The following is a 14,234-nucleotide window of genomic DNA, read 5'->3' on the forward strand; positions in this document are numbered from 1 at the left end:
CCCGGGCCTGCGCATCGACGTCCGCGCCGCCGTCGAGCACGCGGAAGGCGAGCGGGATCAGCACCAGTTGCAGCGCGAGCAGCACCGCGCCCAGCGCCGCGCCGATGATGACGCCGCGCATCAGCATCGCATCGACCTCGGCCTTGTCGCCCGCGCCCTGCGCCTGTGCGGTCATGCCGGTCATGCCCATGCGCAGGAAGCCGAAGCTCCAGAAGAGGAAGCTGATGATGGTGGAGCCGAGCGCCACCCCGGCCAGCGCCGCGGCGTCCCCGGTCCGCCCGATCACCGCGGTATCGACGATGCCGACCAGCGGCACGGTCGTCTGGCCGAGCATGATCGGCCATGCCTGGGCGAAGATCGACCGGCGGGTGAGGGGCAGGACGGACATTGGGAGCGCTTAGTCAGCTCCCACACGCCCGTCACCCCGAACTTATCTGTCGCAACGGTACAAGCGCCGGCTGTGAAACAGGTTCAGCATGACGGAAGCCTAGGATAGGCTGCACCTGACGAGGAGGGAGAACCGATGGCCGAGATCAAGACCAAGCCGACCGAGATCGGCGTCGACGCGTTCATCGACGCGGTCGAGAACCCGGTGCGGCGCGAGGATGCGAAGACCGTCGATGCGATGATGCGCCGCGTGACGGGTCTGGAACCCGCGATGTGGGGGCCGTCGATCATCGGCTATGGCAGCTATCACTATAAGTATGACAGCGGGCACGAAGGGACGATGTGCCGGATCGGCTACAGCCCGCGCAAGGCCGAGCTGGTGCTGTATGTGCTCAATGACCGGCCGGGTCTCGACGATCAGCTCGCGCAGCTGGGCAAGCACAAGATCGGCAAGTCGTGCCTCTACATCAAGAAGCTGGCCGATGTGGACGAGGCGGTGCTGGAGCAGATCGCGAACGGCGCGTGGGACGAGATGAACCGGCGTTACCCGGGCTAAATCCCCGCATACCATTCGTACCCGCTGCGATCCTCCCACAGCCCGCCGCCGCCCTTGTGGATGCCGGCGAGGCTGGCGACGGCTTCGATCCGCATGACATATTTGGCGTGCTTGTAGCCGAGCTGGCGCTCGACCCGCAGCCGCACCGGTGCGCCATGGCCGACCGAGAGCGGTTTGTCGTTCATCGCCCAGGCCATGATCGTCTGGGGGTGATAGGCATCCACCAGATCGATCGATTCATAATAGGGGGCGCCGCCAATCGCGTCGGCGCAGTGGAAGACGATGAACTGCGCGGCGGGCTGCAACCCGGCCAGGTCGAGGATGCGGGCGAGGTGCGGCCCCTGCCACTTGCCGATGGCGCTCCAGCCCTCGACGCAATCGTGGCGGGTGATCTGCGCGCGTTGCGGCATGGCGCGGAGGTCGGAGAGCGGGATCGACAGCGGCTGGCGGACGAGACCGTCGACCTGCAGTCGCCAGTCGGCGAAGCGGTTGGCGACGTGCGCGCTATATTCGGGCGTGTTGGGGTTCGCGGTGCCGTTGACGCGGAAGCGCGGGCTCATCTGGTCGGCGCGGAACTCGCGGGCCAGCGCGGTGCGGCCGCCGATCGAGCGCTGGAGGAATTTGTGGGTCTCGTCGGCGCTCGACAGGATCGACTTGACCGCCGGGCTGCGCGTCGCGGCGTCGCAACCCGCGAGCAGACCGCCGGCACCGGTGATCAGAAGGCTGCGGCGCGAGATCATTCCTCGGGCACCTGCCATTTGCCGGTGATCATCGATCGGATCTCGTTGACCGGCCCGGCGAGGATGACCAGCGTGAGGTGGACGATAATGAACGCGGTTGTCAGCGCCATCGCGATGAAGTGGACCGAGCGCGCCGATTGCCGTCCGCCGAAAATGTCGACCAGCCATGGCCAGATCGCATCCATGCCCGGCGACAGCGCCAGGCCGGAGACGATCAGCAGCGGCAGCAGCACGAAGATCACCCCGGCATAGCTCGCCTTCTGGAAGATATTGTACGCGCCCGGGTTTGCGGGGTCGTGGAAGCGCAGGTCCCAATGGGCCTTCAGGTCTTCCCACAAATGGCGCGGCTTCAGCTCGTCCTTGCGGATGCGCAGGTCGCGCTGGAAGTGCCGGTTGATCAGGCTGACGATCATGTACGCCAGCAGTCCGAAGGCGAGCACCAGCGCGAAGAACAGATGCCAGTGGCGTGCGATCGCCAGACTGTATTGCGAGGGTAGGGTCAGCCAGCCGGGAAAGCGCGGCAGTTCCAGCCATGCAGGATCGTAATTCGCGCCGAAATGCCCCCAATAGAGGCGGGGATGGGCGTTGAAGATCATCAGGCCGCTGGCGATCATGACGATCACAGATACGGCGTTGATCCAGTGCCAGATGCGCGTGAACGGCCGGTGCCGGACGATGAAACGCGGAGACGGCGCCGGCTCGGGTGCCGCCTCCGGTTCAGCTTCGGCTATTCCGCCGCCAGATGCCATGCGGGCGGTTCCTCGGTCTCGCGGAGCCGGGCTTCCTCCTCGTACATATAGTCGCGGGTCATCGGAATCGCGTCGCGACGCTTCACATACTGGAGCTGCCAGTTGACCAGCCCGCCATAGCGGAACGCGGCTTCGGCGCCCGCGAGGTAGAATTGCCACATGCGGAAGAAGCGCTCGTCATACATTTCGACGATTTCGGCCTGCGCGGCGTTGGTGCGGTTATACCATTCCTCGAGCGTGTGGGCGTAGTGATAGCGCAGCGCCTCGACATCGGTGACGATCAGCTTCTGCTTCTCGGCCTCGATCACCAGTTCGGACAGCGCCGGGATATAGCCGCCAGGGAAGATGTATTTCCGCGTCCAGGCGTCGGTCGTCCCGCCGCCGCCAGCGCGGCCGCAGCAGTGCGAGACCATCACGCCATCGGGCTTCAGCAGCCGCTTCATATGCTCGAAAAAGCCGGGATAATGCGGCGTGCCGAGATGCTCGACCAGGCCGACGCTGATGATCCGGTCGAACTCGCCGGTCAGATCGCGATAGTCCATCAGCTCGAACTTCACCCGGTCGCTGACGCCTTCGGCCTTCGCGCGTTCCTTGCAGAAGGCGATCTGGTCGGGCGCCAGCGCGATGCCGACCACGTCGACGTCGTATTGCCGGTGCAGATACATGGCGAGGCCGCCCCAGCCGCAGCCGATATCGAGCACGCGCATGCCGGGCTTGATGTTCAGCTTGGCCGCCAGATGCGCCTTCTTGTCGAGCTGGGCCTTTTCCAGGCTGTCGTTGAGATCGCGGTGATAGCCGCAGGTATACTGACGATCGGTGTCGAGGAAGAGTTCGTAGAGGCGGCGGGTGAGGTTGTAGGTGTGTTCGGCGTTGCGGCGCGAGCGGGTCTTCCAGTTGATCTGATCGATGCGGCCCGCCACATGGCTGATCGCCTTGCGGATGGGGCCGGCGGGCTCGATGCCCTCGGGCTGTTCGAACGGCGCGTTGTAGCGGAACAGCAGGGCGAGATCGCGGATATCGCTGCCGCCCTCGAGGACCATGCGGCCATCCATATAGGCTTCGCCCGCGCCCAGCCGCGGATCGCGCGCGATGAAGTTCGCGGCGCCCCTGTCGGTAAAGCGGACGGTGACCGGAGCCACCGCCGGATCGGGCGCGCCATAGCGATACTCCCGTCCATTATGGTCGATGATGGTAAGTTCACCCTTGCGGATGAGCTTGCTGAGCATCTTGTCGAGGAGCCACATGCTGCGCAGCATGTGGCAAGCGTTGCGCATGCGCAATGGGGTTAAGCGCCGGTTCAGGCGTAAGCGCGCGCGAAGAAGATCAGGGTCGTTCCTCCGGTGACGATCAGCGTCCAGATCCGCACCAGATTGTGCGGCAATTTCTTCCCGATATGCGCGCCGCCCCATCCACCCAGAATCGCGCCGGCGAGCATCGGCAGGCACAGCCACCAGCTCACCAGCCCTGCCGCGACGAACACGAAGGCTGCGGCCAGATTGGCGATCGCCAGCATCAACGTGCGGATGGCGAACAGCGAGCGCGGATCGGCGCCTGCGAGCAGGCCATAGGTGGCAGTGGTCATCAGCCCGACGCCGCCGCCGAAATAGCCGCCATAGACGCCAAGCAGCGCCTGCGCGGTCATCAGGGTGCGGGTGCCGATGCTGACGCGCGCGCGCAGCCAGTCCGACGCCGCGCGGCCGAACGCCATCACCACGAAGCCGAGCAGCAGCAGCCAGGGGATGATGATGTCGAACGCGTCGCTGGGCGTCAGCACCAGCAACGCGCTGCCGATCAGACCGGCGACAAAGGTGATGATCGAAAGCATCCGCACGCTCATCCCGCCGACCGGCGCGAGCTCGTCGCGAAACGCCCATGCGCTTGCCGCGGCACCAGGCATCAGCGCGACATTGGACGTCGAATTGGCGAGGTTGGCGGGCAGGCCGAGGCCGATCAGCGCGGGCAGGGTAGCGAAGGTGCCGCCGCCCGCCAGCGCGTTCATCGCGCCGCCGAGGATACCGGCGCCCAGCGCGAGCAGGAGGGTGTAGAAGTCCATCGCCAACCCCTTAGCCTCCGCTCCGGGCTTGTCGAAGGATTAACCCAGCGCCGCCTGCTTCTCTTCGGCCAGCCGGTCCAGCTCTGCGCGCGACTTCTTCTCGGAAGCGGTCTTGAGCTGGCCGCACGCAGCGTCGATGTCGCGGCCGCGCGGCGTGCGCGCCGGGGCCGAGATGCCGGCGCCGAACACGATCTCCTGGAACGCGCGGATGCGTTCTGGTGTGGAGCATTCGTACGGGGCGCCGGGCCATGGGTTGAACGGGATCAGGTTCACCTTGGCGGGCAGGTCATACTGTTTGATGAGGCGCACCAGCTCGCGCGCATCGTCGTCGCTGTCGTTCTTGTCCTTCAGCATCACATATTCGAACGTGATGCGGCGGGCATTGTTCGCGCCGGGATAATCGGCACAGGCCTGAAGCAGTTCCTCGATGCCGTATTTGCGGTTGAGCGGCACGATCTCGTCGCGCACTTCCTTGGTGACCGCATGGAGCGAGACGGCGAGGTTCACCCCGATCTCCTCGCCCGCGCGAGCCATCATCGGAACCACGCCCGAAGTGGACAGGGTGATGCGGCGCTTGCTGAGCGCAAGGCCGTCGCCGTCCATCACCAGCTTCAGCGCGTCGCGGACATTGTCGAAATTATAGAGCGGCTCGCCCATGCCCATCATCACGATGTTGGTGAGCATGCGGCCTTCTGGCTGGCTCGGCCATTCGCCGAGCGAATCGCGTGCGAGCATCACCTGTCCGACGATCTCGGCGGGCGTGAGGTTGCGCACCAGCCGCATCGTGCCCGTGTGGCAGAAGCGGCAGTTGAGCGTACAGCCCACCTGCGACGAGACGCACAGGGTTCCGCGATCGGCGTCCGGGATGAACACCATCTCGTAATCCTGCGCGTCGGGCGAACGCAGCAGCCATTTGCGGGTGCCGTCGTTCGACACCTGCTGCTCGATCACCTCGGGGCGGCTGATCACGAAGCGATTGGCGAGCCAGGGCTGCATCGTCTTCGAGATATCGGTCATCAGCGAGAAATCGGTGACGCCGCGATTATAGATCCAGTGGAATATCTGCTTGGCGCGCAGCTTGGCCTGCTTGGGCTCGAGCTGCGAGGTCTCGAGCGCCATGCGGATGTCCATCTTCGACAGCCCGAGCAGGTCGATACGCCCATCCGGGCGCACCACGGCGGCGCGGGGGACGGGTACGGGATCGATATGCCCGGGAATGGGCATGGGGGCGGCCGACGGTGCATGCATGCGGCGGCACATAGTGCATTGCGCACGATTTTTCTACTGGGGTGTCATACCGATGCGCCGGAGCCCTTCGCAGGCCGTGTCTGAATGGCGAGGGCTACGCCGAACATTCCGATTGCCAAAGCCACAATAGCCATCGGAATCCATACGCTCGTTCGCGCCATCGGTTGCCAGCCGTTCACGAGCCACACCAGGTTTATCAGGATAAGCGCCGCAAAAACCGTCAGACGTTCCCGCAAGGGAGATCTCCGGATCGCTATCAGAAGATGCGCCGCGGCGATCAGTGCCAGCGAAATGGGGAAGCCGAGATTCTCCATGACACTAGCGTATCAGCAGCGGCTGGATCGGTGGAGCCTAGGACACCTTGAGGGCCAACAGCGTCGCCCGCATCGCTTCGTCCAGCGGCGTGTGCGGTTCCTTGCCCAGCACGGCGACCAGTGAGGCGTTGTCGAGCGCAACCGGGTGGCGCCAATAGGCCTGCATCTCGATCATTTCGCGCATCGTCGGATTGAACGGCGCTATCAGGGGGAGGAGGCGCCATGGCATGCGGCGGAGCTTTGCCGGGCGGCCAGTGGTGCGCTGGATCGCTTCGGCCAGACCCATGCCATCCGCGTCCCAATGGCCTGCGAAATGATGGCGGGCGAAGCGGGGCAGATCGGCTTCGCGGTCGAGCAGGCGGGCGAAGGTCTCGCCGACATCGGGGAGATAGGCCCAGGTGTGACCCGTGCCGCGCTTGCCGGGCAACAGGATCGACGTGACCGGCCTGCCCGGCGTCACCATGCCCTGCGACAGCCAGCTATTGCCCGGGCGCGGGCCGAAGAAATCGCCGGCACGCAGGATCAGGGCGCGGACGCCGGATGCTTCGATCCGCGCCTCCATGTCGCGGCGGATCGCGCCCTTGCGGGTCGAGGGATATTGCGGGCTGTCGGGCGATGCGAGCGGGGTGGCTGCCGGATCGTAATTGTAGATCGTGCCGGGCAGGGCCAGCCGCGCGTTATTGGCCTGTGCGGCGGCGATGCTGTTGTCGATCATCGGGATGACCAGCTTCGCCCAGTTGCGATAGCCCGGCGGGTTCACGGCATGGACGATCGCCTGCACGCCTTGCGCCGCGCGAAGCACATCGTCGCGGTCCATCGCGTCGCCCGCGATCCATTCGATGCCGTCGCCTGAGCGCGGCGTTCGGGTCAGGCCGCGCACCGTCCAGCCATGCGCGATCAGCGCTCTTGCGGTCTCGCCGCCCACGCCGCCGCTCGCGCCCAGTACCAAAGCCGTCTTCATCGCCGTTCCTCCAGTTTCGATGGCAGCGATATGGACCGGACTAACCTCAATCAAAATTGACGATATGAGACGAGTCGAATAGACAAAATTTATGAACCTCTCCGACGACTGGGAGCGCCAGCGCGCCTTTCTCGCCGTGTTGCGCGAAGGCAGCCTGTCGGCCGCGGCGCGGGTGATCGGGGTGGCGCAGCCGACCGTGCGCCGCCGGATCGAGGAACTGGAGGAATCGCTCGGCACGCCGCTGTTCACGCGCTCGCCCAGCGGTCTGCTGCCGACCGAACGGGCCCATGCCCTGCGCGAGCATGCCGAGGCGATGGCGATGGCCGCCGACGCGTTCGTCCGGTCGGCTTCGGCGGGCACGCATGAAGTCGCCGGTACGGTGCGGATCACCGCCAGCGATGTGATCGCGGTCGAGGTGCTGCCGCCGATCCTCGCCGAACTATGCGCGCGTCATCCGCGGCTGGTGATCGAACTGTCGCCGACCAACCGCAACGAGGATGTGCTGCGCCGCGAAGCCGATATCGCGGTGCGGATGGTGCCGCCGCAACAGGATGCGCTGGTCGCGCGGCGGGTGGGCGCGGTCACGCTGGGGCTGCACGCGCACCGCAAATATCTGAAGGCGCGCGGTACGCCGGCGAGCCTGGACGAAGTGCGTGGCCATGCGCTGATCGGGGTAGAGAATGATTCGCCGGTGCTGCGCGTGCTCCAGCATCGCGGCTTCGACGTGCGGCGTGAGGATTTCAGCTTCCGCAGCGACAGCGATCTTGCCCATATCGCCGCGATCCGCGCGGGGCTGGGGATCGGGGTGTGCCAGGTGCCGCTGGCGGCGCGCGATCCGAAGCTGGTGCGCGTGCTGCCGCAACTGTTGAGCCTCGATCTTGAGACCTGGGTGGTGTGCCATGAGGACCAGCGCGGCGTGGCGCGGATCCGGGCGGTGTTCGACGCGCTGGTGGACGGGCTGGGCCAGTATATCGGTGCGTCCCCGTTGCAGCGGTCGGCGCCCGAGGAATGGCTCGAGGAGGAATTGCTGCTCGATCTGCCGGTGGAGAGCGAGGACTAAGCACGGAATGGTGTTAGCTTGACGGGGGAGGGGGTGTTCTACCTCACCTCATCTTGCTCTAGCCCCGCACGCAGCCCAGCGCCGCCGCGTCGATCGCGGTGGCGGCGCCTTGCAGCGAATAGGTGTCGGCAAAGGCGCCGCCATTGGCGCCGATGCTTTCCACGCTCATGCTGCGGCCTTGCCGGATCGCGGCGACCACCGCGGCATCGGTGCGCGCATCGGGCGACCAGGCGTCGCTTTCGCCCGCGACCAGCTCGAACCGCCGCTCGCCGACCGACAGCATGACGCGGGCCCGCGGATGCCGCGCGCGGCTGAGGCGGATATGGAGCTGGGCATGGACATTCTGGCCCGGCCAGGTGGCGATGCTGGCAAAGGGCTGGGACTGGCTGTGCTTCTCAACCGGCTTGGCGATGGCGTAGCAGCGGCGCGGCGAGGCGTCGCGGAAGGCACCCCAATTCTGGAAGGTGCCGAGCGGTGTGCGACCGGCACTCTGTCCGCCAGCCTGTGGCGCTACGACAGCGGCGAGGAGCATGGCCCAGATCATACCGCGGCGTTGGCCATCTTGCCCGATCCCCAATGGACGATCGTCTCGACCCCGCCTTCGATCATCGCGATCGATCCCTGCGGCAGATCGGGCGCGGCGGGCGAGCCGAACTGTTCCAGCAGCGGCGCGCCGGTCATCACCCCGCGCAGCACCCGGCTGGACATGCCGTGCATGATCACCAGCCGGTCGCCCGGATCGTCATCGGTATCGGCCAGCCAGGACGAGACGCGCGCCGCGATCGAATCATACCATTCGCCGCCGGGCGCGGGGTGGCGGTACAGCTTGTGCTCGGTGTCGAGGAAGCCGGACAGCGCATCGCCCAGCTCGTGATAATAGCGGCCGCTCCACTCGCCCATGCCGATCTCGACCAGCCGGTCGTCCCGCCGGGCCTGATGCCAGTCCAGCTCGATATGCTCGCAGATCACCGCCAAGGTCTGCAGCGCGCGGCCAGCCGAGGAGACCCATAGAGTCAGCGCCGGTTTCGCACCGAGCAGCCCGCGAAGCGCGGCCCCCATCGCGTCGGCCTGGGCGAAACCGGCACGGGTGAGGGGGGTATGCGGGTGATCGCCCTGCATTCGCTTGGCGAGATTGTAGACCGTCTCGCCATGGCGGGCGATGAAATCGCGGCCCTTGCGGGGGGATTTTCCGGGATGCGCGCGAATGGAATCCATGGACCCCATTTCAAGTCCCTGTGGCCGGAAAGCAACGCTTTTCCGCGTTTATCTGAGGTTCATGCAACAAGCCTTCCGGCTCCCTAGTTAAGCCTCGGCCCCGATCGGAAGGGCCTGTTTGGTACCCAAGGAGTTTTTATGCGTATCGCTCTTATCGCCGCTGCCCTCGCTGCCGGCACCGCCCTTGCAACCCCCGCTTTCGCCCAGGACGCCGATGCGCCCTTCACCGGCCCGCGCGCCGAAGGCGTGATCGGTTGGGACCGCGTGGATGACGGCACGATCAACGGCGCCAACGGCACCGATGGCGTCGTGTTCGGTGGCGCAGTCGGCTACGACTTCCAGGTCGGCGGCGCAGTGCTCGGCTTCGAAGGCGAAGCCACCGGCGCCACCACCAAGGAAACGGAAAGCAATGTTCTCGTCGTCGGCGATCAGCTGCGCGTGCGTGCGGGCCGTGACCTGTATGTCGGTGGCCGCGTCGGCTTCACCGTCGGTGAGAACACGCTGCTCTATGCGAAGGGCGGCTACACCAACGCGCGCATCGAGACCCGCTACACCAGCGGTGCGACCACTGTTGAGACCGGCGACAATGTCGACGGCTGGCGTCTGGGCGCCGGCGCCGAGATCAAGCTGGGCGGCAACCTCTACGTGAAGGGCGAATATCGCTACTCGCGCTATGACGACACCAATGGCACGGGCATCGACCTGAAGCGCCATCAGGTCGTTGGCGGCGTCGGTATCCGCTTCTAATACGCACACGCAGCAAAATAGCTGTTGAAGAAGGGTCGGGGCGCTTGCTCCGGCCCTTTTTCGCGTTAAGGATATTGAACGGCGAATTGCCACCGGCCGCTCGGCATCAAGGTGGAATTTAGGGCGGCGGCCCGGGGGTTTGAGAACAAATGAAAGCGACGATCGAACGCGCAACGCTCCTCAAGGGGCTCAGCCACGTCCAGTCTGTGGTGGAGCGGCGGAACACGATCCCGATTCTCTCCAACGTGTTGCTCGAAGCCAGTGCCGCCGGATCGATGCGTCTGATGGCGACCGATCTGGACCTGCAGATCGACGAGACGATCGCGGCGGCGGTGGATCAGGCCGGTGCGACCACGATTTCCGCCCACACTTTGTTCGACATCGTGCGCAAACTGCCCGAGGGTTCGCAGGTCGAGCTGACCGCGGCCGAGGGGCGCATCGTCGTCAATGCCGGCCGTGCGCGCTTCACGCTTTCCACGCTGCCGCGTGACGATTTCCCGGTGATCGCCGAGGGCGAGCTGCCCACCACCTTTGAGCTGCCCGCCGAAACGCTCAAGCAGATCATCGACAAGACCCGCTTCGCGATCTCGACCGAAGAGACGCGCTACTATCTGAACGGCATCTTCTGGCACGTGTCGGACGAAGCGACTCCGGTGCTGAAGGCTGCGGCGACCGACGGCCACCGCCTCGCCCGCGTGACGGTCGCGCGTCCCGATGGCGCCGAAGCGATGCCGGACATTATCATCCCGCGGAAGTGCGTCGGCGAGTTGCGCAAGCTGCTCGACGAGGTCGATGGCTCGGTCGGCGTTTCGATGAGCAATTCGAAGATCCGCTTCGACCTGGGTCAGGCGATCCTCACCTCAAAGCTGATCGACGGCACCTTCCCGGATTACAGCCGCGTCATTCCGACCGGCAACGACAAGATCCTCAAGATCGATCCGAAGAGCTTCATGGAAGGCGTCGACCGCGTGTCGACCATCGCCACCGAGAAGACCCGCGCGGTGAAGATGGCGCTGGACCGCGACAAGGTGATCCTTTCGGTCACCAGCCCCGAAAACGGCGCCGCGGCGGAAGAAGTGCCGGGCGAATATGCCGCCCAGCCGTTCGAGATCGGCTTCAACAGCCGCTATCTGATGGATATTCTTGGTCAGGTCGAGGGCGATCTGGTCGAGGTGCATCTGGCCGACGCCGCCGCGCCGACGCTGATCCGCGAGAATGACAAGTCGCCGGCGCTTTATGTGCTGATGCCGATGCGGGTCTGATCCCGATCGACCGGGTCGAATGAAAAAAGGGCGGGCGCGGCATATCGGCCGGCCCGCCCTTTTTCGTTTCAGGAGACTCTCAGGCGAACATGCCGCGCCGCATCGCCGCGGCCATCTGGACCACCAGGCTGACCGCCATTGCGGCCGTCATCAGCGTCCAGCTGCTGATCTCCGGCACCAGCCCCAGCTTGACCAGCGAGGCCCAGCCGAACAGCCCCATCGTCAGCACCCAAAAGCTTGCCGCGCCCGATTCCATGGCCATGGCCCGTGTCAGCTCGTCGCTGCTGCGCGAGACTCGCCAGCTCAGCCAGGACGTGACCAGCAACAGCACGCCCATCGCGGCCGCCACGGCGATCGATGCCGTCTCGCCGGCGCCCAGCCGCACCGCGAAGGGCGGGGCGAGCAGCAGGCCGCCGGAGATCAGCAGGATGATCCCGTTCATCCGCATCATCCGCAGCACGTCGTTGTCGAGCGGGTCGCCCTCGCGATAATTCTCGGCGATCGCCTTGTACGCTGCCTGACTCGACGAGACGATCCCGGCAAAGGCGGCAAGCATCAGGACGAGCAATGCCAGCACGGTCGATACGATATCTTCCGCGGGCATGCCCTTCAGCCATTCGAGGAAGCCGCTGGCGGCAGCGGCCGCGCAGAAGGCGAGCCCCACGAGCGCGCCGATGAACATGCGGAACAGCCGGATATGCAGGGGACGATCAGTCATTTCGGTGCTCCGGCGGGGTCCAGTCGTCGAGGAAGATGGCATCAACAGGCACTCCAAAGACCTTCGCCATGCGCAACGCGAGCGGCAGGCTGGGGTCGTATTTGTCGGTTTCGACGGCGTTGATCGTCTGACGCGAGACGCCGAGCAGCTTGGCCAGATCCCCCTGACTCAGCCCCGTTTCGGCGCGCAGGATGCGAAGCCGGTTGTTCATGCGAGCTGTCCAGAAGTCTTGATCATATGACAAGAATTCTTGTCAGTGATTCGTGCGGGTGTCAAGAGTTCTGGACATTATATCGCTGACAAAGCACCGGCGTGTTCCGGGCGAAAGATCGCAGTTGAATTTTAACGCACGTCTGCTATTTACAACGATGTTAATAGCGATTCGGTGATCGACATGGCGACGCAACCCGCACCTGTTCAGACCTTCAACCCCGGCATTCCGATGAAGCGGGAATGGGGCACGGCGCTGTCCGCGCTGGGCAAGCTGCTCGCCAATGGCGACGATACGGTGCAGGTCTTCAAGATCATGCGCGCGCTGAACGGCGACGTGACCCAGCGCAGCTATCGCAAGCTGCTGACCCTGCCGAACGGGGGCAAGCTGGCCTATCAGCGGATCGAGCTGGCGCAGCGGCTGGCGAACCGCGAATGGATCGACAGCTTTGCTGAGGGCACCGTCGGCGCGGCCTATCGCAATTTCCTCGATTCGACCGGCTTCACGGCCGAGGGGCTGGTCGAGGTCAGCATGGCTGAGGGCGCATTTCAGGGCGTCGATGTGGAGCATCCCTATGCGTGGATGGGTCGCCGCGAGCGCGACATCCACGATATCTGGCACACGCTGACCGGCTATCAGGCGAACGAGCATCTGGGCGAGGCCTGCCTCGTCGCCTTCTCCTATGCGCAGACCGGCGGTCTGGGCTGGGGCTTTATCGGCATGGGCGCGGCGCTGAAGAGCCTGCGGGTGACCAAGGAAACCGCGTTCCTGAAAGCGGTGATCGAAGGCTATCGCCGCGGCAAGAAGGCCGCGTGGCTGCATGGCGAGGATTATGAGGCGCTGCTCAACGAGCCGCTCGACGCCGCGCGCAAGCGGCTGGGGATCGATGTGGCGCCGAAGTACAAGATCGCGCAGCAGCGGCTGGAAGCGGCCGGACTGCAGGGGATTTGAACGATAGCCCTCTCCCATCAAGGGAGAGGGGTCTATGTATTGCTTGTGATCCTCAGTGCAGCTTGGGCATCGCCCGCGCGCCGGCATCGGGGCCGACGGCTTCGAAGAATTCCATCGGTTCCAGTTCCGCGCCGGGCAGTTCGAACTGGCTGGCCGCGATGTCGGCGCTGTCGACCGACGTCAGCTTGAGCCCGTTGCCGACGCGGAGCGGGGCGCCCTTGCCGAGCAATTCCTTGCCGCTGGCGGTCAGATCGGCTTCGCCGAGGAAAATCTCCGCCACCGGCGCAATGATCCCGAACATGTCGTGGAACACGCGGCCGACCGGGGCGAGCAGCGGATCGGCGCTCATCACGAATTCGAGCAGGTCCTTGTTGCGCTCCGCCTCGGCCGTGTCCGGCTTGACCGGGCCGAAGCGCCACAGCGCGCCGGTGCGGCCCGCGACGGTCTCGTTGCTGTTGCCCGGGAGCAAGCTGAACTTCATCTTCGGATCGGCCTTGGCCGCGGCCTGCGCAGCAAAGGGTTTGAGCTGGGCGGAGAGCATCTCGAGCAGCGCCTCGGTGCGCGTGACCACGAACTCGCCCTTGGCGTTCTTCACTGCGATATAGCTGACGCCATCGCGGCGGATCAGGATGACGGCGCCGGTCACTTCGGCGCGGTAATTCCCGCCGTCATCGACCATCACCACCAGCTCGTTCTTCTCGCCCGCCGAATAGCGTGCGGTCACGTCGGCCAGCGCGGGGACGGGCAACAGCATCAGCAGGGCAGTGAACAGCAGTTTCAGGCGCATCCGGAGTCTCCTTGGGCGCCAGCATCTCCGAAGCGGTGTTCGCGGGCAAGAGGCTGCGCTAGAGGCAGATGAAATGGCCATCACGCGTCTCGTCCTGACCGATTTCCGCAACCATGAAGATGCGGTGCTCAACCCCGGGCCGGGCTTTGTCGTGCTGGCCGGCGAGAATGGCGCGGGCAAGACCAACGTGCTGGAAGCCGTGTCGTTGCTGGCGCCGGGCCGCGGGCTGCGCCGGGCGAGTGTGGGCGAAATGGCGCGGCAGGGCGGATCGGGCG

At 65.4% G+C, this 14,234-nt stretch carries 19 protein-coding genes; 6 read left to right on the forward strand and 13 right to left on the reverse strand.

Annotated elements, in window-relative coordinates; translation table 11 throughout:
* Positions 1-388, reverse strand: a 388-nt coding sequence (locus P1X14_RS19485) for an MATE family efflux transporter (RefSeq protein ID WP_277317086.1), incomplete at its 3' end; no start/stop codon positions are given.
* Positions 389-523: 135 nt separating this feature from the next.
* On the opposite strand from P1X14_RS19485, the gene P1X14_RS19490 reads away from it, so the two are divergent.
* On the forward strand, positions 524-943 hold the full coding sequence (locus P1X14_RS19490; RefSeq protein WP_277317087.1) for a DUF1801 domain-containing protein: 420 nt from the start codon (positions 524-526) through the stop codon (positions 941-943).
* Here the strand turns inward: P1X14_RS19490 and P1X14_RS19495 are convergent.
* The 7 genes from P1X14_RS19495 to P1X14_RS19525 all read right to left on the reverse strand — a co-directional run bounded on the left by P1X14_RS19495 (position 940) and on the right by P1X14_RS19525 (position 7,008).
* Positions 940-1,683 carry a molybdopterin-dependent oxidoreductase gene (locus P1X14_RS19495; RefSeq protein ID WP_277317088.1) on the reverse strand — a complete coding sequence of 248 codons (744 nt, stop codon included), beginning with the start codon at positions 1,681-1,683 and terminating at the stop codon, positions 940-942. The genes P1X14_RS19490 and P1X14_RS19495 overlap by 4 nt on opposite strands.
* The gene (locus P1X14_RS19500) at positions 1,680-2,432 is read right to left on the reverse strand and encodes a cytochrome b/b6 domain-containing protein (RefSeq protein ID WP_277317089.1); all 753 of its coding nucleotides are present in this window, start codon (positions 2,430-2,432) and stop codon (positions 1,680-1,682) included. Before P1X14_RS19500 ends, P1X14_RS19495 begins: the two co-directional genes overlap by 4 nt.
* Positions 2,411-3,676: a cyclopropane-fatty-acyl-phospholipid synthase family protein gene (locus tag P1X14_RS19505; RefSeq protein WP_277317090.1), complete on the reverse strand. Its 1,266-nt coding sequence runs from the start codon at positions 3,674-3,676 to the stop codon at positions 2,411-2,413. Before P1X14_RS19505 ends, P1X14_RS19500 begins: the two co-directional genes overlap by 22 nt.
* Positions 3,677-3,729: 53 nt before the next feature.
* Positions 3,730-4,485, reverse strand: a complete 756-nt coding sequence (locus P1X14_RS19510; RefSeq protein ID WP_277317091.1) for a sulfite exporter TauE/SafE family protein — start codon at positions 4,483-4,485, stop codon at positions 3,730-3,732.
* A gap of 39 nt (positions 4,486-4,524) precedes the next feature.
* Entirely contained in the window at positions 4,525-5,709 is a 1,185-nt protein-coding gene (gene rlmN / locus P1X14_RS19515) for a 23S rRNA (adenine(2503)-C(2))-methyltransferase RlmN (RefSeq protein ID WP_277317092.1), read from the reverse strand.
* A 68-nt stretch (positions 5,710-5,777) separates the two neighbouring features.
* Positions 5,778-6,047, reverse strand: coding sequence for a hypothetical protein (locus P1X14_RS19520; protein ID WP_277317093.1), 270 nt, complete (start codon positions 6,045-6,047; stop codon positions 5,778-5,780).
* Positions 6,048-6,084: 37 nt separating this feature from the next.
* Positions 6,085-7,008 (reverse strand): NAD(P)H-binding protein, encoded by a 924-nt coding sequence (locus P1X14_RS19525; protein WP_277317094.1) that lies wholly within the window; start codon positions 7,006-7,008, stop codon positions 6,085-6,087.
* A 91-nt stretch (positions 7,009-7,099) separates the two neighbouring features.
* On the opposite strand from P1X14_RS19525, the gene P1X14_RS19530 reads away from it, so the two are divergent.
* Positions 7,100-8,068 carry a LysR family transcriptional regulator gene (locus P1X14_RS19530; protein ID WP_277317095.1) on the forward strand — a complete coding sequence of 323 codons (969 nt, stop codon included), beginning with the start codon at positions 7,100-7,102 and terminating at the stop codon, positions 8,066-8,068.
* 58 nt (positions 8,069-8,126) lie between these two features.
* Here the strand turns inward: P1X14_RS19530 and P1X14_RS19535 are convergent, their stop codons facing one another.
* Entirely contained in the window at positions 8,127-8,600 is a 474-nt protein-coding gene (locus P1X14_RS19535) for a hypothetical protein (RefSeq protein WP_277317096.1), read from the reverse strand.
* Positions 8,601-8,608: 8 nt separating this feature from the next.
* Positions 8,609-9,283, reverse strand: a complete 675-nt coding sequence (locus P1X14_RS19540; RefSeq protein WP_277317097.1) for a histidine phosphatase family protein — start codon at positions 9,281-9,283, stop codon at positions 8,609-8,611.
* 138 nt (positions 9,284-9,421) lie between these two features.
* On the opposite strand from P1X14_RS19540, the gene P1X14_RS19545 reads away from it, so the two are divergent.
* Entirely contained in the window at positions 9,422-10,030 is a 609-nt protein-coding gene (locus tag P1X14_RS19545) for an outer membrane beta-barrel protein (protein WP_277317098.1), read from the forward strand.
* Between the two features lie 149 nt (positions 10,031-10,179).
* On the forward strand, positions 10,180-11,292 hold the full coding sequence (dnaN, locus tag P1X14_RS19550; protein ID WP_277317099.1) for a DNA polymerase III subunit beta: 1,113 nt from the start codon (positions 10,180-10,182) through the stop codon (positions 11,290-11,292).
* A gap of 79 nt (positions 11,293-11,371) precedes the next feature.
* On the opposite strand, the gene P1X14_RS19555 is transcribed toward dnaN, so the two are convergent.
* Together P1X14_RS19555 and P1X14_RS19560 are read right to left on the reverse strand one after the other, a co-directional pair.
* A complete protein-coding gene (locus P1X14_RS19555; RefSeq protein WP_277317100.1) occupies positions 11,372-12,010 on the reverse strand; it encodes a hypothetical protein in 639 nt (212 codons plus the stop codon).
* Positions 12,003-12,221 carry a helix-turn-helix transcriptional regulator gene (locus P1X14_RS19560; RefSeq protein WP_277317101.1) on the reverse strand — a complete coding sequence of 73 codons (219 nt, stop codon included), beginning with the start codon at positions 12,219-12,221 and terminating at the stop codon, positions 12,003-12,005. The genes P1X14_RS19555 and P1X14_RS19560 overlap by 8 nt, the downstream gene beginning before the upstream one ends.
* Before the next feature lie 183 nt (positions 12,222-12,404).
* Here P1X14_RS19560 and P1X14_RS19565 point away from each other — a divergent pair, with 183 nt between their 5' ends.
* Positions 12,405-13,172, forward strand: coding sequence for a Coq4 family protein (locus tag P1X14_RS19565; protein ID WP_277317102.1), 768 nt, complete (start codon positions 12,405-12,407; stop codon positions 13,170-13,172).
* 52 nt (positions 13,173-13,224) lie between these two features.
* Here the strand turns inward: P1X14_RS19565 and P1X14_RS19570 are convergent, their stop codons facing one another.
* The gene (locus tag P1X14_RS19570; RefSeq protein ID WP_277317103.1) at positions 13,225-13,959 is read right to left on the reverse strand and encodes a hypothetical protein; all 735 of its coding nucleotides are present in this window, start codon (positions 13,957-13,959) and stop codon (positions 13,225-13,227) included.
* Between the two features lie 73 nt (positions 13,960-14,032).
* Here P1X14_RS19570 and P1X14_RS19575 point away from each other — a divergent pair.
* Positions 14,033-14,234, forward strand: a 202-nt coding sequence (locus tag P1X14_RS19575; protein WP_277317104.1) for an AAA family ATPase, incomplete at its 3' end; no start/stop codon positions are given.

It is taken from the genome of Sphingomonas sp. AOB5 (genome assembly GCF_029433115.1).
GTDB lineage: Bacteria > Pseudomonadota > Alphaproteobacteria > Sphingomonadales > Sphingomonadaceae > Sphingomonas.

Coding starts and splice junctions, on each gene's coding strand:
- P1X14_RS19490 (WP_277317087.1), top strand. CDS start 524: ATGGCCGAGATCAAGACCAAGCCGACCGAGATCGGCGTCGACGCGTTC.
- P1X14_RS19495 (WP_277317088.1), bottom strand. CDS start 1,683: ATGATCTCGCGCCGCAGCCTTCTGATCACCGGTGCCGGCGGTCTGCTC.
- P1X14_RS19500 (WP_277317089.1), bottom strand. CDS start 2,432: ATGGCATCTGGCGGCGGAATAGCCGAAGCTGAACCGGAGGCGGCACCC.
- P1X14_RS19505 (WP_277317090.1), bottom strand. CDS start 3,676: ATGTGGCTCCTCGACAAGATGCTCAGCAAGCTCATCCGCAAGGGTGAA.
- P1X14_RS19510 (WP_277317091.1), bottom strand. CDS start 4,485: ATGGACTTCTACACCCTCCTGCTCGCGCTGGGCGCCGGTATCCTCGGC.
- rlmN (WP_277317092.1), bottom strand. CDS start 5,709: ATGCCCATTCCCGGGCATATCGATCCCGTACCCGTCCCCCGCGCCGCC.
- P1X14_RS19520 (WP_277317093.1), bottom strand. CDS start 6,047: ATGGAGAATCTCGGCTTCCCCATTTCGCTGGCACTGATCGCCGCGGCG.
- P1X14_RS19525 (WP_277317094.1), bottom strand. CDS start 7,008: ATGAAGACGGCTTTGGTACTGGGCGCGAGCGGCGGCGTGGGCGGCGAG.
- P1X14_RS19530 (WP_277317095.1), top strand. CDS start 7,100: ATGAACCTCTCCGACGACTGGGAGCGCCAGCGCGCCTTTCTCGCCGTG.
- P1X14_RS19535 (WP_277317096.1), bottom strand. CDS start 8,600: ATGCTCCTCGCCGCTGTCGTAGCGCCACAGGCTGGCGGACAGAGTGCC.
- P1X14_RS19540 (WP_277317097.1), bottom strand. CDS start 9,283: ATGGATTCCATTCGCGCGCATCCCGGAAAATCCCCCCGCAAGGGCCGC.
- P1X14_RS19545 (WP_277317098.1), top strand. CDS start 9,422: ATGCGTATCGCTCTTATCGCCGCTGCCCTCGCTGCCGGCACCGCCCTT.
- dnaN (WP_277317099.1), top strand. CDS start 10,180: ATGAAAGCGACGATCGAACGCGCAACGCTCCTCAAGGGGCTCAGCCAC.
- P1X14_RS19555 (WP_277317100.1), bottom strand. CDS start 12,010: ATGACTGATCGTCCCCTGCATATCCGGCTGTTCCGCATGTTCATCGGC.
- P1X14_RS19560 (WP_277317101.1), bottom strand. CDS start 12,221: ATGAACAACCGGCTTCGCATCCTGCGCGCCGAAACGGGGCTGAGTCAG.
- P1X14_RS19565 (WP_277317102.1), top strand. CDS start 12,405: ATGGCGACGCAACCCGCACCTGTTCAGACCTTCAACCCCGGCATTCCG.
- P1X14_RS19570 (WP_277317103.1), bottom strand. CDS start 13,959: ATGCGCCTGAAACTGCTGTTCACTGCCCTGCTGATGCTGTTGCCCGTC.